Below are 24737 nucleotides of genomic sequence, written 5' to 3'. Positions count from 1 at the left end.
GATGGATGCGGCTCTGTCCGGCGCGCTCCTGCACCGGTCTGGATTTTCTGTCTGCTACGCGACCGGCGCGCCGCTGGACGCGCGTACCACCAGTTCGGCGCGGACGCGGCGACGGGTGCCGGCGGCGACGCTGCCGGGGTTGTCGATCTGCTCGCCCAGCAGTTCCATCGCCTGTCCGCCGAGTTCGGCGATGTGCACCTGGATCGTGGTCAGCGGCGGCGTTACATAGCGCGCCATCGGCACGTCGTCGAAACCGCAGATGGCGATTTCCTCGGGCACGCCGATGCCGGCCTCGCGCAAGGCCGCCATGCAGCCGATCGCCATCATGTCGTTGGCGGCGAACACGGCGTCCGGTCGCGGTCGCATCGCCAGCAGCTGCTGGCCGGCGCGATATCCGGATGCCTCGCTGAAATCGCCGCCCAGGGTGATCACCGGGTTGCCCGGCGCGTGGCTGGCCAGTGCTTCGCGGCAGCCGAGCTCGCGCTCGCTGGCGTCGCGGTTGCCGGACGGGCCCTGGATGAACACGATGCGTCGGTGGCCCAGCGACAGCAGGTGCTCGACCATCAAGCGGGCGCCGCCGTCGTTGTCCACCGACAGCGCGCAGTAGTCGGCGCCGGCCAACCGGGTATTCATCAGCACGGTGGGCAGATCCTGCGGCAGGTTCTGCCGCAGAAAGTCAGCATCGGCGTGCGGCGACATCAGCAGCAGGCCGTCGACGCGGCCCTGCATCGCGCGCAGCGCGACGGCGGCGGCCGCGGCGTCGTCGTGCGAGCTGGACACCAGCAAGTGCAGGCCGCGCGCCCGTGCGGCCAGGTCGATGCCGCGGATCAGCTCCGAAAAGAACTCGCCGTACAGATCCGGCAACAGCGCGCCGACGGTGTTGGTACGGCGGGTGATCAACATGCGCGCCGCGGCGTGCGGCACGTAGCGCAGGCGTAGCGCGGCCTCGCGGATGCGCTGGCTGGTCTCGGCGGTCACCCCGCGGCCGCCATTCAGTGCGCGCGACACCGAGGCCACGGATACCTTGGCCTCGCGCGCTACATCTTTGATGGTTGCTGCCGACATGTCGTGAGTTGTCCGGGAAGGGCTCAGAAACCGCATTGCCGCGGCAACGTAAACGTTTTCATGGCGTATTGTAAAGTGCTTGTAAAGCCGGCTTTATGCTGCGCCGCCGCAGCTTTCTATCCCTCATGGCGGGCATGCCGCATAGATCGCCGGTGAGGCGTGGAAAACGTGCTGCGGCGGCGCAGCAACCGGCTCGTTGGCACGATTCGGGCAAGCCCTTCAAGGGACTTGTCGATTCTGTGATCGCGTCGCCAATACATGGGTTGCTATCTATTGTTAAAGATTCGATTTTGCCGTTAAATGAAGGTTAATCTTTGTGGACTCAGGTAGCTGTATCCTGAAGCTACCGCGAATTTTTAGAAACCATAGGCAAGTTACTGTTTTTTCAGACCATGATGACTCTGCTGACCTTGCTGCTTGTTGTGCCTGCCGTGCTGATTGCCAGCGCGGTCAAGCATGTGCCGGCCGGTCAGGTCTACAGCCTGTATCGCCACGGCAAGCTGGTGCGCGTACTGCAGGCGGGCACGCACCTGGTCTTGCCGGTGCTGGATCGGGTCGCGCACAAGATCAACCTGGCCGGGCAGACCCTGCGTTTCGAGGAGCCGCTGGCCGATGCGCACGACGTGCGCGGCACGGTGTACTGGCAGGTGCTGGAGCCGGAGCGCGCCGATGCGGTGTTCGCGCAGGTCGACCAGCTGATCCGCCGCGGTGCGCAGGAAGCCTTGCGCAGCGAGCCGGCCGTCGATCGTGCCGATCGCCGCGATCTGGGCGCGCGGGTGAAGCAGTCTCTGAACAGCGCGCTGCGCGAGCGCGGCATGATGGTGACCCGGGTCGACCTCGACATCGCCTGACCACGGCATTGCGCCAGGGCGCCCGAGAGCGCTCGCGCCGCAGGGGATTTGCAAGTCTTCGACCCGCCTCGGCGGGTTTTTCTTTTGGCGGGATTGGCAATGCCGGGGCGAGCCACGGATACTTTGCGCCCCACGCCCCCCGAGTACCCCCGATGACCACGCGCGACGCCTTGCAGGCACGACTCGAACAAGGCATCGCCGCACTGGGGCTGCAGCTGCCGGTCGGCGCAGTGCCGCGGCTGCTCGACTACCAGGCTTTGCTGGAACGCTGGAACACGGCGTACAACCTCACCGCCGTGCGCGATCCCGCGGAGATGGTCACCCGCCACCTGCTCGATTCGCTGGCGATACTGCCGTATGTGCAGGGGAAAACCCTGGCCGACCTGGGCACCGGTCCCGGCCTGCCCGGCGTCGTGTTGGCGATCGCCGCGCCCGGCCGCGAGATCCTGCTGGTCGATTCCAACGGCAAGAAGGTGCGCTTCCTGCGCGAAGCGATCCGCGCGCTGAAACTCGACGGCGTGCGCGCCGTGCAGTCGCGGGTGGAAGACGTCGAGGGCCAGTACGACTGCATCACTGCGCGCGCGTTCGCCAGCCTCGCCGACATGCTCGGCTGGGGCGGCCACCTGCTGGCGCCGGACGGGATCTGGCTGGCGATGAAGGGCAAGCGGCCGGACGACGAACTGCCGGGCATCCCCACCGGTTTCGAAGTGCGCGGCATGCACGAGCTGGCGGTGCCGGGGCTGCCGGCCGAGCGGCATTTGCTGGTGCTCGGCCGCGCTTGATCTGGGCGCATTGATGGACCCGAAACGGTGGCTCCATTCACCGTTTGCACTGAGCGTAGCCGTTCGCAGAACGGCGAAGTCGAAGTGCTACCGCAAATTGTCGGTGGCGTGCCCTGTGACGCTGTTCGTTATTCGGCCGACGCTCAGGGTGAACGGTGGCGGGACCGTGCAGAAGGCCGGCGATTATTCGCCCAGCACGCCGCCGTTGCTTTCGATCACCTGCGCGTACAGTTTCGCGGTGGCCTTCGGCGTGCGCTGCTGGGTGGCGAAGTCGACGTGGTACAGCCCGAAGCGCTTGGAGAACCCCAGCGACCACTCCAGGTTGTCCATCAGCGACCACGCGTAGTAGCCCTTCAGGTTCACCCCGGCCGCGATCGCCTTGTGCAGCGCCTTGAGGTGCCGGCGCAGGTAGTTCGTGCGCAGCGGGTCGTCGAGTTCGCCGTTCTCGGCCACCGGCGGGTCGTAGAACGCGGAACCATTTTCGGTGATGTACAGCGGGATGTCGCCGTAGCGCTGCTTGAACCAGGTCAGCGTATCGGTCAGGCCCTGCTCGAACACCTCCCAACCGGTCTCGGTGTAGGTCTTGTTCGGCTGCCGTACCGGCGAGGCCTTGAGCGGGTACTGGTTCGGGTCGTGCTTCACCACGGCACGGGTGTAGTAGTTGATGCCGACGAAGTCGACTTTCTGCCTGGTCAGTTTGAAATCGTCTTCCGGAAACTCCGGCCAGGCGTCGCCGAAGATCTCCTTCAGCTCGGGCGGGTAGCTGCCGAGCAGCGCCGGATCGGCGAACTGCTGGTTCATGTAGGCGTGCGCGCGACCGGTGGCGGCGAGATCCTCGGCGCTGTCCGAATGCGGGTACTTCGGCTCGATGTTGAACACCACGCCGATCTCGTGCCTGCCGTGCGCGCGATACGCCTGGATGCCGGCGCCGCTGGCGCGCATCAGGTTGTGCGCGGCGATGGGCGCCTCGTACTTGCTGCGATGGCCCGGCGCCAGCGCGCCGTGCAGGTAGCCGCCGTCGGTGACCACCCAGGGCTCGTTCAGCGTGGACCAGCGCGGCACGCGGTCGTCCAGCGCCTTGAACATCACCTCGGCGTACTCGGCGAACCAGTGTGCGATATCGCGATTGAGCCAGCCGCCGCGGTCGTCCAGCGCGGCCGGCAAGTCCCAGTGGAACAGCGTGGCGTTCGGGGCGATGCCATTTTCCAGCAATTCGTCGACCAGCCGCGAATAGAAATCCAGCCCCTTCGGATTGACCCGGCCGGTGCCCTCGGGCAGCACGCGCGCCCAGTTGATGCTGAAGCGGTAGCCCTGCAGGCCGAGCGCCTTCATCAGCTGCACGTCGTCCTTGTAGCGGCGGTAGTGGTCGCAGGCGACGTCACCGGTGTCGCCGTTCACCATCATGCCGGGCGTGTGCGCGAAACGCTGCCAGATGCTGGGGCCGGCGCCGTCGGCCAGCGGCGAGCCCTCGATCTGGTAGGCCGAGGTGGCGGCACCCCAGTGGAAACCGTCGGGAAAGCGGAAGCGGGGGTGCGTCATGGGGGTTCCTGCGATCAAAGCGCTTGATGTAAACGATTACATGGGCAGAATAGCCGAATGTTTCGCCGATGTGCAGACAAGCGCATGCTGCGGCGAAGACGGGCCGTCGTGGCCAACCCCCACCGGAGATACCCATGGCTGCCGTACGTCTGGACCAGTTGCGCAAGGTCTACCCCAACGGCCACGTCGGCGTGGCCGAGGCCAGTTTCGAAATTGCCGACGGCGAGTTGCTGGTGCTGGTGGGGCCGTCCGGCTGCGGCAAGACCACCTTGCTGCGGATGATCGCCGGGCTGGAGTCGATCAGCGCCGGCACGCTCAGCATCGACGGCCGCGTGGTCAACGCCGTGGCGCCGAAGGATCGCGACATCGCGATGGTGTTCCAGAACTACGCGTTGTACCCGCACATGACGGTGGCCGAGAACCTCGGCTTCGGCCTGAAGCTGCGCGGCCACAAGCAGGCCGACATCGACCAGCGCGTGGCCGCGGCGGCGAAGACGCTGGAACTGGAAGCGCGGCTGGCCTCGCGTCCGGCCGCGCTGTCCGGCGGCCAGCGCCAGCGCGTGGCGCTGGGCCGGGCGCTGGTGCGCGATCCCAAGGTATTCCTGCTGGACGAGCCGCTGTCCAACCTGGACGCCAAGCTGCGCTTGTCGATGCGGGTGGAGATCGCGCGGCTGCACCGCCAGCTCAAGGCCACCATGATCTACGTCACCCACGACCAGATCGAGGCGATGACCCTGGGCCAGCGCATCGTGGTGCTGGACGGCGGGGTGATCCAGCAGATCGACACGCCGATGAACCTGTACGAGAAACCGGCGAACCTGTTCGTCGCCGGCTTCGTCGGCAGCCCGGCGATGAACCAACTGCACGGCACGTTGCGCCACGACCGCGTCTGGACGCTGGCCACCGCACACGGCGACATCGCACTGGGCGCCCCGGCGCAGGCGGCGGCGTGGCAGCCGTGGCGCGATCGCGAGGTCGTGCTGGGCATCCGCCCGGAGGACCTGCAGCCGCACGATGCCGGCGATGCCGCGCTCAGCGCCCAGCTGGAGGTGCTCGAACCGGTCGGCAACGAGATCTTCCTGAACCTGCGCTATGGCGACCAGGCGCTGGTCTCGCGGGTGGCGCCGCGGGCCTTGCCCGAGCCGGGCAGCACGCTGGCGCTGGGCCTGGTGGCCGAACGGCTGCACCTGTTCGATGCCGCCAGCGGCACGCGGATTGGTGCTTGAAGGCGGGCAGCGCTGGGCGGAGTGAGGCATTACACTAACCTCCCCGCGTACGGTAGCTATCCACCCATGGCCCGCATCATCGCTGTCGCCAACCAGAAAGGCGGCGTCGGCAAGACCACCACTGCCGTCAATCTTGCCGCTGCGCTGGCCGCCGCGAAGCGGCGGGTATTGCTGGTCGACCTGGACCCGCAGGGCAACGCCACGATGGCCTCGGGCATCAACAAGCGCGACGCCCGGCCGGGCGGCTGCGAAGTGTTGCTGGAGGAAGTGGAGATCGGCGCGGCGATCGTGCCCACCGACGCGCACTACGACCTGCTGCCGGGCAACGGCGACCTCACCGCGGCCGAGCTGAAGCTGATGGACGCGCTGGCACGCGAGCACCGGCTGAAGGAAGTGCTGGCGAAGGTTTCGGCCAATTACCACACCATCCTGATCGACTGCCCGCCGTCGCTGAACCTGCTCACGCTCAACGCATTGACCGCCGCCGATGGCGTGCTGATCCCAGTGCAGTGCGAATACTTCGCGCTGGAAGGCCTGTCCAGCCTGCTCGACACGGTCAAGGCGGTGCGCCACCGGCTGAATCCCACGCTGGAGATCGAAGGCCTGCTGCGCACCATGTACGACGTGCGCAACAACCTCGGCAACGAGGTCTCCGCGCAGCTCACCCAGCATTTCGGCGACAAGGTGCTGCGCTCGATCATCCCGCGCAACGTGCGCCTGGCCGAAGCGCCCAGCCACGGCCAGCCGATCCATCTGTACGATCGCAGCTCACGCGGCGCGATCGCCTACATCGGCCTGGCCGGCGAGGTGATCCGGCGCGAGCGCGGGCTGCCGCGCAGCGGACCGGTCGATCCTCCGGTCGACGACATCGAACCACCCGCGCCTGCGCACGGCGACAGCGGTCCGACGCTCAAGGCGCCGGCCGCCAACCATCAGGAATAAGGCATGGCTGCTGCAAAGAAACGTGGATTGGGACGCGGGCTGGACGCCCTGCTCGGCGGCGCCGGCGATGCCGCACCGTTGGTACTGACCCAGGAAGGCGAGCTGCGCTTGCTGCCGATCCAGCAGATCCAGCCCGGCAAGTACCAGCCGCGGCGGCACTGGAACGACGAGGCGCTGGACGAACTGGCCGCGTCGATCAAGGCGCAGGGCCTGATCCAGCCAGTGGTGGTGCGCGAGATCGGCAAGAACAGCTACGAGCTGATCGCCGGCGAGCGCCGCTGGCGGGCGGCGCAGCGCGCCCAGCTGAGCGAACTGCCGGCACTGGTGAAGGCGGTACCGGAGGCGGCGGTGCCGGCGATGGCGTTGATCGAGAACATCCAGCGCCAGGACCTCACTCCGCTGGAGGAAGCCGACGCGTTGAAGCGGCTGATCGACGACTTCGACCTCACCCACCAGCAGGCCGCCGACGCGGTCGGCCGCTCGCGCGCCGCGGTGTCGAACATGCTGCGGCTCACTGAGATGCCGGAGTCGATCAAGCGGCTGCTCGACGACGGCAAGCTGGAAATGGGCCACGCCCGCTGCCTGCTGACCCTGGAGGAATCCATCGCGGTGCCGCTGGCGCGCCAGGCCTCGACCCTGGGCTGGTCGGTGCGCGAGTTGGAAGAAGCCGCACGCCGCGCGCAGACCGCGCCGAAAGGCAAGGCCAAACACGCGCTCGCGCGCGACCCGAACATCACCGCACTGGAACGCGAACTGGCCGAGCGCCTCGCCACCCGCGTCGAGCTGGCGCAGGGCCGCGGCGGCCGCGGCAAGCTGGTCATCCACTACCACAGCAACGACGAGCTGGAAGGCATTCTCGGCAAGATCCGCTGAGGACAGAAATGCACTCCTTGCTCCGCTTCACGTTCACGTAAATATTCAGGGCCTGCCCGATGCCGCAACTCTCTGTCGTCGTCCCCGTCTTCAACGAACGCGACAACATTCCGCCACTGCTGGCCGAGATCGCCGCTGCGCTGCGCGGTCGGGTCGCCTACGAGGTGATCTACGTCGACGACGATTCCAGCGACGACAGCCGCGCCGTGCTGGCCGCGCAGAAGGCGCTGCACCCGGAGTTGCGCGTGCTGCATCACGTCACCCGCAGCGGCCAGAGCACGGCGGTGTGGAACGGCGTGCGCGCGTCCGCCTCGCCGTGGATCGCCACGCTGGACGGCGACGGCCAGAACGATCCCGCCGACATCCCGAAGCTGCTCGCCGCGCGCGATACGGCATCGGTCGACACGCGCCTGTTCGCCGGCTGGCGCACCACTCGCCGCGACAGCTTCAACAAGCGCATTTCCTCGAAGGTCGCCAACGCGGTGCGTTCACGCATGCTGCAGGACGCCACCCCGGACACTGGCTGCGGCCTGAAGCTGTTCGAGCGCGAGGTGTTCCTGCGGCTGCCCTACTTCGACCACATGCACCGTTATCTGCCGGCGCTGGTCAAGCGCGCCGGTTTCGCCAGCCAGAGCGTGCCGGTCGGCCACCGCCCGCGCACCGCCGGCGTATCCAAGTACGGCATGCTGGACCGGCTGTGGGTCGGCCTGGCCGATCTGCGTGGCGTGGCGTGGCTGATGCGTCGCGGCAAGGTCACCCGGGTCGAGGAACTCTGATCCGGATCATGCTGCGCCGATCAGGTCGTCGTATGCTGGGAATCTTCCTTTCGGGAGAACGCCGCCCATGAGCATCACCATCAAGCGTGTTTACGAACCGGCCACGAAAGCCGACGGTTATCGCGTGCTGATCGACCGGTTGTGGCCGCGCGGGCTGAAGAAGGAGGCGGTGCCGCTGGACCTGTGGGCGAAGGAGCTGGCGCCGTCGACCGCCCTGCGCCAGTGGTTCGGCCACGACCCGGCGCTGTGGGACGGTTTCCGCCATCGCTACGCCGGCGAGCTGGATGCGCTGGCCGAGCACTGGCAGCCGCTGGCCGAACGGGCCGCGCGGCACCACGTCACCCTGCTCTACGGCGCGCGCGACGAAGAGCACAACAACGCGGTGGCGATGAAGGCGTACCTGGAGAACTGGTTGCACTCGCACGGTCCGCGCTGAGGCCGCGGCACGGCGCGACTCAGGCCTCGCGCTGCGGCGTACCGGCGCGCGGCCAGTTCGCCAGCGTCGCGCGCGCCTGCACGCGACCCAGCTCGATCAGTTCGCGCGCGCGGTAGAACTCGTAGGCGAGCGCCATGTTGTGCGGCAGCTGGATCAGCAGGTCCGGCGCGTACGCGGCCAGGCGCAGGCGCGACAGGTTTGCCTGCATCAGGTCCATCGACTGCGTCAGCAGTTCGAACGTGCCCGGCTCGCGCGGGCGGACTTCACCGCGCGGAATCATCCGGCCGATGAACTCGCCGATGCGGTGGCGATAGCCGTTTTCCACGGCCGTCGGCTGGATCGGCGGTTCCGGCGGCGTGACCGTCACCGCCGGACCGTCCACGCTGACCGCAATCAGGTAGTCCGCGGTTTCGCGGATCAGCGGCGTCACCGGCACCGGATTGAGCAGGGCGCCGTCGACCAGCCGACGGCCGTCGATGAGGTGCGGGCGGAACACCGTCGGGATCGCGATCGACGCGCGGATCGCATCGAACAGGCCGCCGCGGCTCAGCCACACCTCGCGGCCACGCTCGAGGTCGGTGGCCACCGCGGTGAAGGTCAGCGGCAGCTCCTCGATCTGCACGTCACCGACCAGCGCGCGCATGGTCTCGATGATCTTTTCGCCCTTGATCAGGCCGCCGCCGGTGAACGTCCAGTCGACCAGCCTGAGCACGTCGAGCTTGGCCAGCGCGCAGACCCAGTCGCGATACACGTCGAGCTTGCCCGCCGCATGGATGCCGCCGATCAGCGCACCCATCGAGCTGCCCGCGATCGCCACGATCTGGAAACCCTGCGCCTCGATTTCCTCGATCACGCCGATATGCGCCAGCCCCTTCGCACCGCCGGCACCGAGCGCCAGCGCCACCGTCGGCCTGCGCGGCACGGGCGCCGGGGCGGCAGTGGCGAGATCGGTGACGTTCATCGCTCAGCCCGGCGGCGGCTGGTAGCCACCGAGGGCCAGCTGCAGCAGGATCTTCATTTCCTCGCGCAGCGACAGCGGCGCCACGATTTCCGCGTCCGGGCCGTACTTGAGTACGTCCATCAGCAGTTCCTTCGAGTTGGAGTAGGGCAGCTTCAGCTCGTAGCGGCCGTCCGGCAGCCACTCGCCCTTTTGCTGCGAATGCCAGTGTTCGTCGGCGACCCAGCGCGCGGCGTGTTGCGAAAAGCGGATGGTCGCCCACGCCTTCGGCTTGCCGGCGAAGATGCCGTAGCTGGAGGCGAGCAGTTCGTTGAGATCGGCATCGGCCACGTCGGTGGCGGTCGTGTCCAGCGCCTGCGCATCGGCGATGCGGTCGACCGCGAAGCTGCGCAGCGCGTGGCGGTCGTGGTCCCACACGTCGAGGTACCAGTTGTCGCGGTAGTGGGTCAGCCGTTGCGGCGACACCGTGCGCCGGCTGTCCGCATTGGTAGTGCGTGCGCGGTAGCGGAAGCGCAGCTGTTTGCGCTCCAGTACCGCGCCGGCGACGATGCGGAACACCTGCTGGTCGAGTTTGCGTTCGCCCCACGCGACGACGCGGATGCGCTCGATCGGCAATGCCTTGCCGCTGTCCTGATGCGACAGCAGGCCTTCGATGCGTGCCTTGAACGGCGCCAGTGCGCCGGCCAGCACGCCGGGACCGGAGCGGCTGATCAGCTCGTTCAGTGCCAGCAACGCGGCCAGTTCGTCGGAGGTCAGCCACAGCCCGGGCAGTTCGAACTTCGCGCCCTCGCCCGCTTCATAGCGGAACGCGGCCTGGTCGGTGCCGGCGCTTTCGATCGGCGCGCCCAGCGCATCGCGCAGGAAGGCCACGTCGCGGTACAGCGTGGCGCGCGAGCACTCCAGTTCGCCGAGCAGGCGCGACAGCGGAATCGGGTAGTGCGCCGACTTCAGCAGTCGGTGCAGGGTCAGTATGCGTTCGTAGCGATCCATGGGGTCGTCGGCATATCGTGGGGAAGAGGCGTTGTGTAGCATGGCGGCGGCCTGTGGTGGCTGCAAGTCGCCGCGCGCATCGCCGCCGACTCCTCTTGGACGCCTCATGCCGCCCATCCGCGAACTGTCGCCCAACGCCTTGCCCGACCCCGGCGCCACCGCTATCGACGCGCACCTGCCGGGTTACGCGAAGATCCTGCTACGGGTGCTGGCGATCAGCGGCTACGGCCTGTGGATCTGGCGGTGTGGGCTTGGCGCAGGGGATGGAGCAGATCGGCCGCTGCGACATGCGGATGCCGTTGGCACGTCTACGAAACGGCGCTGGCAGGCGGGTTGCTGGCGGCCGGGTGACGCGCGCGGGGATGGCTTTGCAGCACCGTTCATTGCGAGTTCAAGCCGTCCCGTTAAGGTAGCTTCCTCACTTTTGTTTAACAAATGGATCGTTCCTCGATGAAAAAGACCTTGATAGCCGGCCTGCTGCTGGCTGCCTTCGCAAGCTTCGCCGTCCAGGCTCAGGACACCGATACCAACCCGGCCAGCAACGGCGGCTGGAGCGGTTCGGGCGAATTCGGTTTTGCCTCGGCCACCGGCAACTCCCGCTCGGAGAACGTCAATGCCAAGCTTGGCCTGAGCCAGGAAAACGAACAGTGGAAGAACAACTTCTTCGTCGACGCGCTGCGTTCGAAGAGCCAGCAGACCGTGGTCGATACGAACGGCAATACACTCAAGCAGTTCAACACCACCGCGAACCGCTATGACGGCGGCGCCTCGGTCGGCCTCAAGCTCGACCCGCGCAGCTACATCGTCGGTGCCGCCCGTTACGAGCACGACGATTTCGGCGCGAACCTGTGGCAGGGCATCGTCTCGCTCGGCTACGGCTACATCGCGCTGAAGGACGGACGCAACGAGTTGTCGTTCGAAATCGGTCCCGGTTACAAGCGTTACCGCCCGGCCGACGTCGATACCGTGGTCGGTGGCGTGGTGGTACACCAGCAGCAGCCGACCGAGAGTGAGATGGTTGCCCGCGGACTGGTCAACTACAAGTACAAGCTCACCGAGAACACCGCGTTCGAGGACACGTTCCTGATGGAAGCGGGCTCGAAGAACACCTACCTGCAGAACGACGCGGGCCTGGCGGTCAGCATGACCACGAAGCTGGCGCTGAAGGTCGGCTTCCAGGTGCGCCACAACAGCGACGTGCTGCCAGGGACCAAGAAGACTGACACGCTGACCACCACCAACCTGGTCTACAGCTTCTAAGCCGGTACTTCCGGAGCGCGGCCTTGACGGCCCTTCCGCGCCAGCGGGAGGGCCGTTTGCGTGGGGTGGTGTCTCAGAGCCCGAGCAGGGTGCCGGCGCCTTGCGCCAGCAACGCCGCCGCCACTTTGCGGCCCAGCGCGACCGCCTGGTCGCTGGGGGCGCTGGCTTCGGCATGCAGCAACCGGCCGCTGGCCGCGTCGCCGACCATGCCGCGCAGGTGCAGGCCGTGTTCGCCGAGCATGCACCAGGCGCCGATCGGCACGGTGCAGCTGCCGCCCAAGGCCTGATTCATCGCGCGCTCGGCGCTCACGGTGAGCCGGGTATCGGCATCGTCCAGGGCGGCCAGCAGCGCCAGCACGCCGACCTGGCCCTCGCGCGCCTCGATCGCGATCGCCGCCTGGCCCGGCGCCGGCAGCCAGTCCGGCGCGGTCAGCCGCGAGCGGATCCGCGTGGCCAGGCCCAGCCGTTCCAGCCCGGCGCAAGCCAGCACGATCGCGTCGTAGTGACCGGCGTCGAGCTTGCCCAGGCGGGTGCCGACGTTGCCGCGCAGGTCGAGCAGGACCAGGTCCGGCCGCAACGCGCGCAACTGCGCCTGCCGCCGCAGCGACGAGGTGCCGACCCGCGCGCCCGGCGGCAGCGCGGCGAGGTCGGCATAGTGGTTGCTGACGAACGCATCGGCGGCGTCCGCGCGCGGCAGGATCGCCGGCAAGGCGAAGCCCGGCTCCAGCTGCGCCGGCACGTCCTTCAGCGAATGCACGGCGAGGTCGGCACGGCCTTCCAGCATCGCCACCTCCAGCTCCTTCAGGAACAGCCCCTTGCCGCCGATCGTGGCCAGCGGCTGGTCCAGGATCTCGTCGCCGCGGGTGGTCATCGGCACCAGCTCCACCGTCAGCCCCGGATGGGCCGCACGCAGCAACGCGGCGACGTGCTCGGCCTGCCACAGCGCGAGCGCGCTCTTGCGGGTGGCGATACGCAGGGTGGAAGGATTCATCGGGACTCCGCGACGTTCGACAGGCTGCCATTGTCGCGTAGTTTCCCGGCCGCGGTGCAACGACGTATTGGCGCAGGAAAGGTTCCAAGCCGGCCACGGCCCGGCTACGATGGTCGCAATTCACGGGAGCAGATCATGCAAAGCGGCAATCCGGCGCTCAACAAGAACACCTTCCTCGATGCCGCCAGCGGCGCGGTCTTCACGCGCGGCGACGAGGCGATGACGATCAACGGCACGGTCAACAAGACCGGCCTGCTGCTGATCCTGGTCTTGGTCGGCGCGATGTTCAGCTGGGGCCGCTTCAGTGGCCCGGACAGCTTGCCGGCGATGCTGCCGCTGATGCTCGGCGGCGCGATCGGCGGCCTGGTGCTGGCCCTGGTCACCGTGTTCAAGAAGGCCTGGGCGCCGATCACCGCGCCGCTGTACGCCGTGGTGGAAGGCGTCTTCATCGGTGCGCTGTCGGCGATCTTCGAGATGCGCTATCCCGGCATCGTGATGCAGGCGGTGGGGCTGACCTTCGGCACCATGGCCGCGATGCTGCTGGCCTATCGCAGTGGGCTGATCCGCGCCACCGAGAAGTTCAAACTCGGCATCGTCGCCGCCACCGGCGGCATCATGCTGCTGTACCTGGCGAACTTCGCGATGGGCTTCTTTGGCCACTCGATGGGCTTCATCAGCGGCAGCAGCGGCGTCGGTATCGCGTTCAGCGTGGTGGTGGTGGTGATCGCAGCGCTCAACCTGATCCTCGACTTCGACCTGATCGAATCCGGCGCCCAGTCCGGCGCGCCGAAGTACATGGAGTGGTACGGCGCGTTCGCGCTGGTGGTCACCCTGGTCTGGCTGTACCTGGAACTGCTGCGCCTGCTGTCGAAGCTGCAGTCGCGCAACTGAGCGGATCAGCGCGCCAGCACGGCTCTGGCGCGCTTCACCACGTTCTCGACGGTGAAGCCGAATTCGCGCAGCAGCACCTCGGCGGGCGCGGAAGCGCCGAAGTGGTCGATGCCGAGCATCTCCCCCTTCGACCCGACATAGCGGTCCCAGCCTTGCGAGACGCCCAGCTCCACCGCCAGTCGGGCCGGCACGTCGGGCGGTAATACCCGATCGCGATACGCCTGCGGCTGCGCATCGAACAGTTCCCCGCTCGGCATCGACACGCAGCGCACGGCGATGCCGTCGGCCTGCAGCTGGTCGGCGGCTTCGACGATCAGGCCGACCTCGGAGCCGCTGGCGATCAGGATCAGCGACGGTTTGCTGTCCTTTGCATCGCTGAGCACATACGCACCTTGACGCAAGCCGTCAGCGCTGGCGTAGCGAGTGCGGTCCAGCGTGGGCACGTTCTGCCGGGTCAGCGCCAGCAGCACCGGGCGGTTCTTCGTTTCCAGCGCCACCTTCCACGCCACCGCGGTCTCGTTCGCGTCGGCGGGGCGGATCACGCTGAGGTTGGGGATCGCGCGCAGGCTGGCCAGTTGCTCGATCGGCTGGTGGGTGGGGCCGTCCTCGCCCAGCGCGACGCTGTCGTGGGTGAACACGTGCACCACGTGGAGGCCCATCAGCGCGGCCAGGCGGATCGCCGGGCGCATGTAGTCGGAGAAGATCAGGAAGGTCGCGCCGTACGGCACGAAGCCGCCATGCACGGCCAGTCCGTTCGCGATCGCGCCCATCGCATGTTCGCGCACGCCGAAGTGCAGGTTGCGCCCGGCATGGCTCCAGCCGCCGCCGTCGGAACCCTGGCTGTCCTCGCCTGGCGCCAGCGGTGGATTGAAGTCGCCCAGGTCCTTCAGTGCGGTGTGCGTGGACGGATCGAGGTCGGCCGAGCCGCCGCCCAGCGCGGGCAGTTTCGGCGCGATCGCGTTCATCACCTTGCCGCCGGCGACGCGGGTGGCGAGGCCCTTGGCGTCGGCGGGGAACACCGGGATGTCCGCGTCCCAGCCCGCCGGCAGTTCGCCATCCAGGCGGCCTTGCAGCTCGGCGGCCAGCTCGGGGAAGGTTTTGGTATAGACGTCCATACGGCTGTTCCAGGCGCGTTCGGCCTGCACGCCGCGGTCCAGCGCCGCGCGGAAATGTGCCAGCGCCGGCGGTGGCAGCAGGAAGTCCGGTTCGACCGGCCAGCCCAGCTTCTCCTTCGTCTTCCGGACGTCTTCGACGCCCAGCGGCGAGCCGTGCGCCTTGAACGTGTCCTGCTCGGGCGAACCGTAGCCGATATGCGTGCGCACCAGGATCAGCGAGGGCCGCGTGGCGTCGGCGCGGGCTGCGTCCAGTGCGGCATGGATCGCCGTCAGGTCGTTGCCGTCGGCCACGTGGATGGTCTGCCAGCCGTACGCCTCGAAGCGCTTCGCGCGATCTTCGGAGAAGGTGATGTCGGTGCCGCCGGCCAGCGTCACGTAGTTGTCGTCGTACAGGCAGATCAGCTTGCCCAGCTTCAGATGCCCGGCCAGCGAAGCGGCCTCACTGGCCACGCCTTCCATCAGGTCGCCGTCGCTGACGATCGCCCAGGTGCGGTGGTCGATCACCATGTGGCCGGCGCGGTTGTAGCGCGCGGCCAGGTGCGCCTCGCCGATCGCCATGCCCACCGCGTTGGCCAGGCCCTGGCCGAGCGGGCCGGTGGTGATCTCGACGCCCGGCGTGTGGCCGTACTCGGGATGCCCCGGCGCCTTGCTGCCCCACTGGCGGAACTGCTTGAGGTCGTCAAGTGTGAGGTCGTAGCCGGTGGCGAACAGCAGGCTGTACAGCAGCGCCGAGCCGTGCCCGGCGGAGAGCACGAAACGGTCGCGATCGGGCCAGTGCGGATTGGCGGGGTTGTGCTTCAGCTGCCGCGTCCACAGCGCGTACGCCATCGGCGCGGCGCCCAGCGGCAGGCCGGGGTGGCCGCTGTTGGCCTTCTGCACCATGTCCACCGACAGGAAACGCAGCAGGTTGATGCATTGCTGGTCGAGGGCGTGGGACATGGCGATTTCTCCGGTACGGTGGAAGGTGTTTTGTAGGAGCCCGCTCGCGGGCGATGCACCTGGCTCTTGGGATTTCCAATAAAGAGCATCGCCCGCGAGCGGGCTCCTACAAGGGCGAGGCTCAGGCAAGCGCGGCGTCGACGATGCCCTGGGCTTCCTTCAGCAGCGCTTGCAGGTGTTCTTCGCTCTTGAAGCTTTCGGCGTAGACCTTGTAGATCGCCTCGGTGCCGGACGGCCGCGCGGCAAACCAGCCGTTGGCGGCAATCGCCTTGATGCCACCGATCGCGGCGCCGTTGCCGGGCGCCTTGTCCAGCACCTGTTCGATTTTTTCGCCGGCCAGCCGGTCGCTCTTCACCTGATCTGGCGACAGTTTCGCCAGCTTCGCCTTCTGTGCCGGCGTGGCGACGGCATCGACGCGGCTGGCGAACGGCTTGCCCAGCTCCCTGGTCAGCTGCGCATACAGTTCGCCCGGGTCCTTGTCCTCGCGTGCAGTCATTTCAGCCGACAGCAGCGCCGGCACCAGACCGTCCTTGTCGGTGGCCCAGGCCGTGCCGTCGCGGCGCAACAGCGAGGCGCCGGCGCTTTCCTCGCAGCCGAAGCCGAGCGAGCCATCGAACAGGCCGGGCGCGAACCACTTGAAGCCGACCGGTACCTCGTAGAGTTTTCGCCCCAGCCGTTTCGCCACGCGGTCGATCAGCGCGGTGCTGACCACGGTCTTGCCCACCGCAGCATTTGCGCCCCATTGCGGGCGATGCCGGAACAGGTAGTCGATCAGCACCGACAGGTAGTGGTTCGGCTCCATCAGCCCACTGCTGCGGGTGACGATGCCGTGGCGGTCGTGATCGGTGTCGCAGGCGAACGCCACGTCGTAGCGGTCCTTCAAGCCGATCAGCCGCTGCATCGCGTACTTCGACGACGGGTCCATGCGGATCTTGCCGTCCCAGTCCACGCTCATGAACGCGAACTGCGGATCGACCACCGCGCTGACCACGGTGAGGTCGAGCTTGTAGCGCTCGGCGATCGGCGCCCAGTAGTGCACGCCCGCGCCGCCCAGCGGATCGACGCCCATGTGCACGCCGGCGCCGCGGATCACGTCGAAGTCGACGATGTTCGCCAGGTCGGCGACGTAGTTGTTGAGATAGTCGTGCTCGTGCGTGGTGGCCGCCTGGCGCGCCTGCGCGTACGGCATCCGGCGCACGTCCTTCAGGCCGCCTTCGAGCAGGGCGTTGGCGCGGTTCTCCACCCAGCGGGTGATGTCGCTGTCGGCCGGACCGCCGTTGGTGGGGTTGTACTTGAAGCCGCCGTTGTCCGGCGGGTTGTGCGACGGGGTGATCACGATGCCGTCGGCCAGGCCCGAGCTGCGGCCACGGTTGTAGACCAGGATCGCGTGCGACACCGCCGGCGTCGGCGTGAACTCGCCGCCCGTGGAGATCATCACCGCGGCGCCGTTCGCGGCCAGCACTTCCAGCGCGTTCTCGAACGCCGGCTGCGACAGCGCGTGGGTGTCGGCGCCGATGAACAGCGGGCCGTCGATGCCTTTCGAACGGCGGTACTCGCAGATCGCCTGGCTGATCGCCAGGATGTGCGCCTCGTTGAAGCTGCGCTCGAACGAACTGCCACGGTGGCCGGAGGTGCCGAAGGCCACCCGCTGCGCCGGCACCGACGGGTCGGGTTTCAGGTCGGCGTACGCGGCCAGCAGTTGTGGAATGTCGACCAGGATCGACGACGTTGCCGGCTTGCCGGCGAGGGGGCTGATCTGCTGGCTCATGGACCTTCCGTTGTCTGGCCATCGCGCAGCTGGCGATAGCGGTGAATCAAGGCGTTGGTGGAGCTGTCGTGGGCGAGCGTCGACACGTCGGGCGCGGTCAGCTCGGCGATGGTGGTCTTCGCCAGCTGCTTGCCCAGTTCCACGCCCCACTGGTCGAACGAGTCGATGTCCCAGATCGCGCCCTGCACGAACACGCTGTGCTCGTACAGCGCGATCAGCGTGCCCAGCGTGTGCGGGGTCAGCTTCTGCGCGAGGATGGTACTGCTGGGGCGGTTGCCGGGGAACGTGCGATGCGGCACCAGCGCCGCGGGCGTGCCTTCGGCGCGCACCTCTTCGGCCGTCTTGCCGAACGCCAGCGCCTCGCCCTGCGCGATCAGGTTCGCCATCAGCAGGTCGTGCTGATCGCCGCCGCTCTGTACAGGCAAGGGATTCAGGCTCTGCCCGAAACCGATGAAGTCGCATGGCACGATGTGCGTGCCCTGGTGCAGCAACTGGTAGAACGAATGCTGGCCGTTGGTGCCCGGCTCGCCCCAGTAGATCGGACCGGTGGCGTAGTCGACCGCGCTGCCGTCCAGGGTGACGCGCTTGCCGTTGCTCTCCATGGTCAGCTGCTGCAGGTAGGCGGGGAAGCGTTTCAGGTACTGCTCGTACGGCAGCACCGCCACGGTAGCGGCGTCGAGGAAATTGCTGTTCCAGATGCCGAGCAGGCCCATCAGCACGGGCAGGTTGCGTTCCAGCGGCGCGTGACGGAAGTGTTCGTCCATCGCGTGGAAGCCGGCCAGCAGCTCGCGGAAATGCGCGGGTCCGATCGCCAGCATGGTGGACAGGCCGATCGCCGAGTCCATCGAGTAGCGCCCGCCCACCCAGTCCCAGAAGCCGAACATGTTGGCGGTGTCGATGCCGAACTTCGCCACCTCGGCGGCGTTGGTGGAGACGGCCACGAAATGCTTGGCCACCGCGCTCTCGTCGCCCAGCGCGGCCAGGCACCAGGCGCGCGCGGCGTGCGCGTTGGTCAGCGTCTCCAGCGTGGTGAAGGTTTTCGAGCAGACGATGAACAAGGTCTCGGCGGCGTCCAGGTCACGCACGGCTTCGGCGAAATCGGTGCCGTCCACGTTGGAGACGAAGCGGAATGTCAGGTCGCGCCGGCTGTAGTGACGCAATGCCTCGTACGCCATCACCGGGCCGAGGTCGGAACCGCCGATGCCGATGCTGATCACGTTGCGGATCGGCTTGCCGCCGTGGCCCCGCCACGCGCCGCTGCGCACCTGCTCCGAGAACGCGGCCATGCGGTCGAGCACGTCGTGCACGTCCGCCACCACGTTGTGACCGTCGAGCAGGATCTGCTCCGTGCGCGGCGCGCGCAGCGCCACGTGCAGCACGGCGCGATCTTCGGTGGTGTTGATCTTCTCGCCGGTGAACATTGCCTCGATCCGCCGCGGCAGTTCGCAGGCCACCGCCAGCTCGCGCAGCAGGCGCAACGTATCGGCATCGACGCGCTGCTTGGAATAATCCAGATACAGGCCGACGTCCTCGACGACGAATCGTTCGCCGCGCTGCGGGTCGGCGGCGAACAGCTCGCGCAGATGCTGCCGGCCCACGGTGGTGACGTGCTGCCGAAGCGCCTGCCACTGCGGGCGCGTGGTGAGGGCGAGGTGGCTCATCGGGCAATCGGTTCCCGCGATTTCGCGTCGAGCGCGCTGGCCTTGTCGGCGATCCGCTGCAGCAACTGCTGCCACGATTTCACGAACGCCGCGGCGCCGTCCTGCTGCAGCTTCAGCGCCAGCGCGTCGATGTCCACGCCGGCCTTGGCGATCTGCGCCAGCACCGCGTCCGCGTCGTCGCCGTCATCGGACATCACGCCGTGCAGCTGGCCGTGGTCGGCGAACGCGTGCAGGGTCTTCTCCGGCATCGTGTTGATGGTGTCGGGCGCCGCGAACGCGCTGATGTACAGCGTGTCGGAGGCATTGGGATCCTTGGCGCCGGTGCTGGCCCACAGCAGGCGCTGCGGCCGGGCGCCGGCGGCAGCGAGTTTCTGCCAGCGCTTCGACGCCAGCAGTTCGCGGTAGGCGCGGTAGGTCTGCTGGCCCACCGCGATGCCCAGCTTGTTGTGCAACGCGTCCGGCAACTGTTTGTTGGCCGCCACGTCCCAGCGGCTGATGAACAGCGAGGCGACCGAGCCGACCTTCGGATCGAGCCCGGCCGCGATGCGGCGCTCGATGCCGCGCAGGTAGGCCTCGGCGGCGGCCTGGTACTGCGCGCACGAGAACAGCAAGGTCACGTTGATCGGGATGCCGAGAAAGATCGCCTCCTCGATCGCCGGCACGCCTTCCGGAGTGCCGGGAATCTTCACGAACAGGTTGTCGCGCCGACCCTGCGCGTGGATCTTCTTCGCCGCCGCGATCGAGCCGGCGGTATCGGCGGCCAGCAAGGGCGACACTTCCATCGAGACCCAGCCGTCGACCTGATGAGTGGCATCGAACACCGGCTTGAACAGGTCGGCGGCGCGGCGCAGATCCTCCAGCGCCAGCTCGGTGAACAGCGCCTCGCCGCGCATGCCGGAAAGCGTCTTGGCGTGGATGCCGGCGTCGTAGGCGTCGCCGCCGCCGATCGCCGCATCGAAGATGCTGGGGTTCGAGGTCAGCCCGGTGATCGAGTCCTCGGCGATGTAGCGTGCCAGCGTGCCCTCGTCGAGCAGGCTGCGGGTGATGTTGTCCAGCCACAGGCTCTGGCCGAGGTCGTGCAATTGGCGGGTCGCTTTCATGCTTGCTCCGTGTTTCCGATTCGATCGTTAGATGATTTCAGTCCGCCGGCAGGTTGATCGCGGGCGCGCTCGGCAGGAAGTCTTCAAGCTTACGCCGGCGCAGATCGCCGATGCACGCGATCGCGAGGTCCGGCGCCGGTTCGACGACTTCGTTGGCGCTGTCGGCCGCGTAATGGCCCTGGCGCACGAACACCGTGGTGAGCTTGTGGCCCAGGCGCTGCTTCATCGCGGCGAGGACGTGCGGCTTGTCGTCAACCATCACGTAGTGCGCGGCCGGGTAGCGCTGCTGCATCGCCACCAGCATCTGCTGCTTGTGCACGTAGATCAGCACCTCGCCGCGCAGCGCGGTCCACAGTCCCGCGCGCTGGATCTTGCGCGGCTGGAACACCACGTCGCCGTCGGACAGGATCGCGGTGGGGCCCAGCGTGCGCAGGTGCGCCACGGTTTCCAGCGCGTGCGGGTAGAGCCGGTCGGCGAACGGGTAGTCCAGCAGGTAGTTCGACATCTGCAGCAGCGACGGGTCGTTGTCCAGCCCGGCGCGGAAGCGCTGCAGCGCGCCCAGGTAATCGGCGAAGCCGGACTGCTGGCGCAGCTCCTCGTAGATCGCCCAGTAGCGTTCGCGCCCGGCCGCACCGAACGCCGTCTCCAGGGTGTCGCCAAGGTCGGCGCCGAAGCGGTCGTTGTCGAGCAGGGTGTTGTCGACGTCGAGCAGGAACACCACCGCGGCGGCCTCGGACGTGTGGTTGCTCAACATGGCTTGCCCTCCTCCACCTGCGGATCGTGCCAGCCTTCGTCGCCGTGGACGATGCGCGCCGCCTCGGGCGGACCCCAGCTGCCCGGCTCGTAAAATCCCACCGGGCCCTCGTGGGCGAGTACGCGGTCGACCACCGCCCACGCCGCCTCCACGCATTCGTCGCTGGTGAACAGCGCGTTGTCGCCGCGGATCGCGTCGCCGAGCAGGCGCTCGTACGGCGATTTCTCCGGCGCCAGGTCATGCCGCACGACCAGCTCCACCGGCTCGCCGTGCATCTCCTCGCCCGGCCGTTTCACCCGCATGCCCTCGGCGAGGATCACCTCGGGGCTGAGCCGGAAGCGGAAGTAGTTCGACTGCGCCGCGCCGATCGCATCGAACACCGACAGCGGCGGCGCCTTCATGTCCACCACCACCTGGGTGGTGGTGAGCGGCAGCTGCTTGCCGGCGCGGATGTAGAACGGCACGCCGGCCCAGCGCCAGGTGTCGATGTGCAGGCACAGCGCCACGAAGGTCTCCACGTTGGAATCGGCGGCCACGCCTTGCACCTTGCGGTAGCCCTCGAACTGGCCGCGCACCACCTCGGCCGGATCGAGCGGGCGCATCGCGCGGAACAGCCGCAGCTTCTCGGCGCGCAGCGCCGCCGGGTCGTTGCCGATCGGCGCATCCATCGCCAGCAGCGAGGTCACCTGCAGCAGATGGTTCTGCAGCACGTCGCGGATCGCGCCGACACCCTCGTAGAACGCGCCGCGGCCGTCCACGCCGAACTGCTCTGCCATGGTGATCTGCACGCGGTCCACGTAGCGGTTGTTCCACACCGGCTCCAGCACGGTGTTGGCGAAGCGGAAATACAAAAGGTTCTGTACCGGCTCCTTGCCCAGGTAATGGTCGATGCGAAAGATCGCCGACTCCGGGAACACCGCATGCAGCGTGCGGTTGAGCGCCTGCGCCGAGGCCAGGTCGCGACCGAACGGCTTCTCCACCACGATCCGCGCGCCGTCCGCGCAGCCGGCCTGCTGCAGGTTCTTCGCCACCACGCCGAACAGACTGGGCGGGATCGCCAGATAGTGCAGCGGCCGCTGCGCCTCGCCCAGCGCCTGCTTCAGCCGCTGGAACGTGGCCGCATCGTTGTAGTCGCCATCGACGTAGTGCAGCCGCGCCGCCAGCTTCGCGAACGCCGCCTCGTCGACGGCACCGCCCTGTTCCTGCGCCGCTTGCGCCAGGCTGTCGTGCGCGCGCTGGCGCAGCTGCTCCACGCTCCAGCCCGAATGCGCCACGCCAATGATCGGCAGGTCCAACCCGTCACGCAGCATCATCGCCTGCAATGTCGGAAAGATCTTCTTGTAGGCCAGGTCGCCGGTGGCGCCGAAAAAGACCAAGGCATCCGAGCGGGGTATCGGCATGGTGATGACTCTCTCCATAAGGCTGGCGGGCTTCGTTGCCCGACGTGGCGCGCCGGGCACGCGCTGCGGCATGGCGCGGTTCCGCCAACATGCCGGACATCGGGTTCACTTTCCAGCGTGCACGCCGACAGGTTAAGTCGATGCATAAACCGGCGAAATCGTCAGCCGTCCGCCAGGTCGCCCGGAACCAGTGAATCGACCACGGCTGCCGCTGCGCCTGCCCGCCTGCGCCGGAATGCGCTTGCTCCACCCTGGCGCGAATGGCGTCCTTCATGTGCTTTGGTGCTTGACCACGTCCTTCAACTTGCCTCACATCGCTGAAAGAAGGCCAACGGCCCAGTACACGCCGATGGCCATCTGCACGGCAAAAGCGGAGAAACGCACAGTAACCGCGGCCGCGCTCACCGATGCCAGATGCACCAGCGACTGGAACACACGGCAGCCAAGGAACAGATAGGCCGCCGGGTCGGTAACCGAGCTGTGTCCGGTGATGATGGCGACCAGCAACAGTCCGCCGAGTACGGGAAGGCTTTCGACGCAGTTGGCATGGGCCCGGGCCAGCCGTTGCATGAAAGGCGAGAGGTTCGCATTGTCCGGAACGAACCCATTGGCGGGGATCTTTCCGCGCAGGACAAGCTGCGTCCGGATGATTTCCATGAGCACAAGAAGCAGAAGGGCCCAGGCAATAAATCCGGTCAGTGCAACGGTGCTTGAATGGGTCATGGCAATGCCCTCGCTGGTGAGGCCCGGCGCCGCCGGGAAGCGCCCACCCCAGCAAGCAGGTCAGGCGGAAACGTCGTGACGCGCACAACGGTTGCATGCATCCGCTTGGACGGTCGTACCCAATGCTGCCAGCCGAGACCGCCGGTTTCCAGAAAGCCACACCCCGGCAACCGGCTTGAGCACAGGGTCAGGCGGTGGACGGGTCAGGCCGCATCTTGCGGGATGCCGCGAAGCAGTAGCGGCAGCGTTGGCCGCAGATCAACCACGGTTTCCTGCACGGCGAGGAAGGTGAGTTCAAGCACGTGCTCTGCCGCGAAGCGATAGGTCACCAACCCGGCCGAAAGCGCCGCCTGTGATGGCCTGGACAGGGCGCCGGCTGGAAGGCCGACCGCTACGCTGCACAACTCCCGAATGGGTAAAGAATGATCCGTTGGCTCGTACGTGGGTGGGCCGGCGCGGTGCAGGTACGGAAGGTAGATAAGTTCAGGTTCCTCGAGCGGCACGTCTTCAGCAAACTCGATCGCCAAACCTGGCGGCAGATAGTTCGGGCGGTAGGCCCAGGTGGCGAATGGGGCTGTCGCGGTGTTTGCACCCTTTGGACGAAAGACGAGGCCGAAAGGGCATGCGCTCGACGCGCGCTCAGACCAACGCTCCCAGAGCTTTGTGCGGCGTGTCTGCTCGCTGCGAGCCTCTGAAGGCTCGGACACCCAGAGCAGTTCGAGGAATGCGTTGCGAAAGAAGAAGCGCCTGTTGGCAGTTCCCTGCCCGGGATGCGTGTTCGGCGCCCCCTCGTTGAGGCCAAGACGAACCAGCGCGTCACCCTCGGGAGCGCCACGCGAGCAACAGATGAATACGTGATCGAGTTCAAGCGCCATGGCAGGATTCCTGCGGCTTAACGCTGGAGTGAAGCGGCGGCGAAACCGTCGAGATTTCCTAAGGAAAATGGACACCCACCGGTTAGGCACACCGGGCTTCGAACTCGACGGTAGAACGGTAGCCAAGTGCCGAGTGTAATCGCTGACCGTTGCAGAAATCGATGTATCTGCCGCTGGCCGAGGCACGGTCCGACGTCTTTCGGAACGGGGTCAGGTTGAGCTGACCCCGATCTTGGCAAGTCCAGCATTTTCGCATGGCCATCCGGACGGCCATTTCGAACTCAATCGATCGGCACATCCTAAACGCCCGAATTGAGTTGAGCCGTGAAGCAGCCCCGGCTTGAACGAGTTTTTAGGCAAAACCGAAGTCCGTGGCGTAGCCATTGAACAAGCGCCATGCGGGATCGTCATGTCGTTTCCAGGCGATGTTCTCCTGCGGGAAGCGGGCCTCAATGCCACTCATGAAGCGATCTGTGTCAAACGCCGACGTGAGGTACACGTAGTAAGTGCGCTTGCCGGCAAATGTTTCCACCAGGGCGACAAGGCCATCTGCCTCGTCTCGAAAAGGCTCGATTAGTGCGGCATCCAACGGTGCAAGCGTTTCGTTGTAATCAGCCTCCGGAAGACCATTGTCCTTCACCTAGGCAAGTTGATGCTTGACGGCCAGCAGGGCAGGGTACTTCGGACGCAGGGACTTGAACTCCGCAACGCGAACATCCGGTCGTCGGAAATAGATCGGGAAGCCCTCATGCTCGGTGTTGGCGCTGAGCCAGGTTCTTTGCTTTTGAGTGGTCATGGCTGTGGTGGTTGGCTGCCTGGCGT

24 protein-coding genes are annotated in these 24737 nt (G+C 67.2%); 10 read left to right on the top strand and 14 right to left on the bottom strand.

The window, feature by feature from the left end; genetic code table 11:
- Positions 1-54: 54 nt before the first annotated feature.
- Positions 55-1065 (bottom strand): LacI family DNA-binding transcriptional regulator, encoded by a 1011-nt coding sequence (locus ABD024_RS00385; RefSeq protein ID WP_343848553.1) that lies wholly within the window; start codon positions 1063-1065, stop codon positions 55-57.
- Between the two features lie 392 nt (positions 1066-1457).
- Here ABD024_RS00385 and ABD024_RS00380 point away from each other — a divergent pair, with 392 nt between their 5' ends.
- Entirely contained in the window at positions 1458-1916 is a 459-nt protein-coding gene (locus tag ABD024_RS00380; protein WP_343848551.1) for an SPFH domain-containing protein, read from the top strand.
- Between the two features lie 152 nt (positions 1917-2068).
- Positions 2069-2698, top strand: a complete 630-nt coding sequence (rsmG, locus tag ABD024_RS00375; protein WP_343848549.1) for a 16S rRNA (guanine(527)-N(7))-methyltransferase RsmG — start codon at positions 2069-2071, stop codon at positions 2696-2698.
- A gap of 183 nt (positions 2699-2881) precedes the next feature.
- Here the strand turns inward: rsmG and ABD024_RS00370 are convergent, their stop codons facing one another.
- Positions 2882-4237 carry a GH1 family beta-glucosidase gene (locus tag ABD024_RS00370; RefSeq protein WP_343848547.1) on the bottom strand — a complete coding sequence of 452 codons (1356 nt, stop codon included), beginning with the start codon at positions 4235-4237 and terminating at the stop codon, positions 2882-2884.
- Positions 4238-4371: 134 nt separating this feature from the next.
- Here ABD024_RS00370 and ABD024_RS00365 point away from each other — a divergent pair, with 134 nt between their 5' ends.
- From ABD024_RS00365 to ABD024_RS00345, 5 genes are all read left to right on the top strand, one after another.
- On the top strand, positions 4372-5463 hold the full coding sequence (locus ABD024_RS00365; RefSeq protein ID WP_343848545.1) for an ABC transporter ATP-binding protein: 1092 nt from the start codon (positions 4372-4374) through the stop codon (positions 5461-5463).
- A 66-nt stretch (positions 5464-5529) separates the two neighbouring features.
- Complete coding sequence (locus ABD024_RS00360) at positions 5530-6405, top strand: ParA family protein (protein ID WP_343848543.1); 876 nt, start codon at positions 5530-5532, stop codon at positions 6403-6405.
- Positions 6406-6408: 3 nt separating this feature from the next.
- The gene (locus ABD024_RS00355; RefSeq protein ID WP_343848541.1) at positions 6409-7278 is read left to right on the top strand and encodes a ParB/RepB/Spo0J family partition protein; all 870 of its coding nucleotides are present in this window, start codon (positions 6409-6411) and stop codon (positions 7276-7278) included.
- Positions 7279-7337: 59 nt separating this feature from the next.
- Complete coding sequence (locus ABD024_RS00350) at positions 7338-8054, top strand: glycosyltransferase (protein WP_343848539.1); 717 nt, start codon at positions 7338-7340, stop codon at positions 8052-8054.
- Positions 8055-8121: 67 nt separating this feature from the next.
- Positions 8122-8490 carry a DUF488 domain-containing protein gene (locus ABD024_RS00345; RefSeq protein ID WP_343848537.1) on the top strand — a complete coding sequence of 123 codons (369 nt, stop codon included), beginning with the start codon at positions 8122-8124 and terminating at the stop codon, positions 8488-8490.
- A 19-nt stretch (positions 8491-8509) separates the two neighbouring features.
- Here the strand turns inward: ABD024_RS00345 and ABD024_RS00340 are convergent, their stop codons facing one another.
- Both ABD024_RS00340 and ABD024_RS00335 read right to left on the bottom strand, forming a co-directional pair.
- Positions 8510-9451: a patatin-like phospholipase family protein gene (locus ABD024_RS00340; RefSeq protein ID WP_343848535.1), complete on the bottom strand. Its 942-nt coding sequence runs from the start codon at positions 9449-9451 to the stop codon at positions 8510-8512.
- A gap of 3 nt (positions 9452-9454) precedes the next feature.
- Positions 9455-10438 (bottom strand): helix-turn-helix transcriptional regulator, encoded by a 984-nt coding sequence (locus tag ABD024_RS00335; RefSeq protein ID WP_343848532.1) that lies wholly within the window; start codon positions 10436-10438, stop codon positions 9455-9457.
- A gap of 106 nt (positions 10439-10544) precedes the next feature.
- Between ABD024_RS00335 and ABD024_RS00330 the strand changes: the two genes are divergently transcribed.
- Both ABD024_RS00330 and ABD024_RS00325 read left to right on the top strand, forming a co-directional pair.
- Positions 10545-10892 carry a hypothetical protein gene (locus ABD024_RS00330; protein WP_343848530.1) on the top strand — a complete coding sequence of 116 codons (348 nt, stop codon included), beginning with the start codon at positions 10545-10547 and terminating at the stop codon, positions 10890-10892.
- Positions 10889-11698 (top strand): DUF481 domain-containing protein, encoded by an 810-nt coding sequence (locus ABD024_RS00325; protein WP_343848528.1) that lies wholly within the window; start codon positions 10889-10891, stop codon positions 11696-11698. Before ABD024_RS00330 ends, ABD024_RS00325 begins: the two co-directional genes overlap by 4 nt.
- A 73-nt stretch (positions 11699-11771) precedes the next feature.
- On the opposite strand, the gene hemC is transcribed toward ABD024_RS00325, so the two are convergent.
- Positions 11772-12689, bottom strand: coding sequence for a hydroxymethylbilane synthase (gene hemC, locus ABD024_RS00320; RefSeq protein WP_343848526.1), 918 nt, complete (start codon positions 12687-12689; stop codon positions 11772-11774).
- A 135-nt stretch (positions 12690-12824) separates the two neighbouring features.
- Here hemC and ABD024_RS00315 point away from each other — a divergent pair, with 135 nt between their 5' ends.
- Positions 12825-13580, top strand: a complete 756-nt coding sequence (locus ABD024_RS00315) for a Bax inhibitor-1/YccA family protein (protein ID WP_343848524.1) — start codon at positions 12825-12827, stop codon at positions 13578-13580.
- 5 nt (positions 13581-13585) lie between these two features.
- Here ABD024_RS00315 and tkt read toward each other — a convergent pair whose 3' ends face one another.
- The 9 genes from tkt to ABD024_RS00270 all read right to left on the bottom strand — a co-directional run bounded on the left by tkt (position 13586) and on the right by ABD024_RS00270 (position 24555).
- Positions 13586-15634: a transketolase gene (gene tkt / locus ABD024_RS00310; protein ID WP_343848522.1), complete on the bottom strand. Its 2049-nt coding sequence runs from the start codon at positions 15632-15634 to the stop codon at positions 13586-13588.
- A gap of 121 nt (positions 15635-15755) precedes the next feature.
- The gene (gene pgm / locus ABD024_RS00305; protein WP_343848520.1) at positions 15756-17402 is read right to left on the bottom strand and encodes a phosphoglucomutase (alpha-D-glucose-1,6-bisphosphate-dependent); all 1647 of its coding nucleotides are present in this window, start codon (positions 17400-17402) and stop codon (positions 15756-15758) included.
- The gene (gene pgi / locus ABD024_RS00300; protein WP_343848518.1) at positions 17399-19063 is read right to left on the bottom strand and encodes a glucose-6-phosphate isomerase; all 1665 of its coding nucleotides are present in this window, start codon (positions 19061-19063) and stop codon (positions 17399-17401) included. The genes pgm and pgi overlap by 4 nt, the downstream gene beginning before the upstream one ends.
- Positions 19060-20163, bottom strand: a complete 1104-nt coding sequence (tal, locus tag ABD024_RS00295) for a transaldolase (RefSeq protein ID WP_343848516.1) — start codon at positions 20161-20163, stop codon at positions 19060-19062. Before tal ends, pgi begins: the two co-directional genes overlap by 4 nt.
- 37 nt (positions 20164-20200) lie before the next feature.
- Entirely contained in the window at positions 20201-20917 is a 717-nt protein-coding gene (locus ABD024_RS00290; RefSeq protein ID WP_343848514.1) for an HAD family hydrolase, read from the bottom strand.
- Positions 20911-22317 (bottom strand): glucose-6-phosphate dehydrogenase, encoded by a 1407-nt coding sequence (gene zwf, locus ABD024_RS00285; protein WP_343848512.1) that lies wholly within the window; start codon positions 22315-22317, stop codon positions 20911-20913. The genes ABD024_RS00290 and zwf overlap by 7 nt, the downstream gene beginning before the upstream one ends.
- A 309-nt stretch (positions 22318-22626) precedes the next feature.
- On the bottom strand, positions 22627-23040 hold the full coding sequence (locus tag ABD024_RS00280; RefSeq protein ID WP_343848510.1) for an MAPEG family protein: 414 nt from the start codon (positions 23038-23040) through the stop codon (positions 22627-22629).
- Positions 23041-23243: 203 nt separating this feature from the next.
- Positions 23244-23915 carry a VOC family protein gene (locus ABD024_RS00275; RefSeq protein WP_343848508.1) on the bottom strand — a complete coding sequence of 224 codons (672 nt, stop codon included), beginning with the start codon at positions 23913-23915 and terminating at the stop codon, positions 23244-23246.
- A 352-nt stretch (positions 23916-24267) separates the two neighbouring features.
- Positions 24268-24555: a DUF695 domain-containing protein gene (locus tag ABD024_RS00270; protein ID WP_343848506.1), complete on the bottom strand. Its 288-nt coding sequence runs from the start codon at positions 24553-24555 to the stop codon at positions 24268-24270.
- Positions 24556-24737 lie beyond the last annotated feature (182 nt).

The sequence above is a fragment of the Rhodanobacter soli genome, assembly GCF_039523495.1.
Lineage (GTDB): Bacteria > Pseudomonadota > Gammaproteobacteria > Xanthomonadales > Rhodanobacteraceae > Rhodanobacter > Rhodanobacter soli.
The sequence above is the reverse complement of the archived record's forward strand: the minus strand, read 5'-3'. Positions and strand labels throughout refer to the sequence as shown.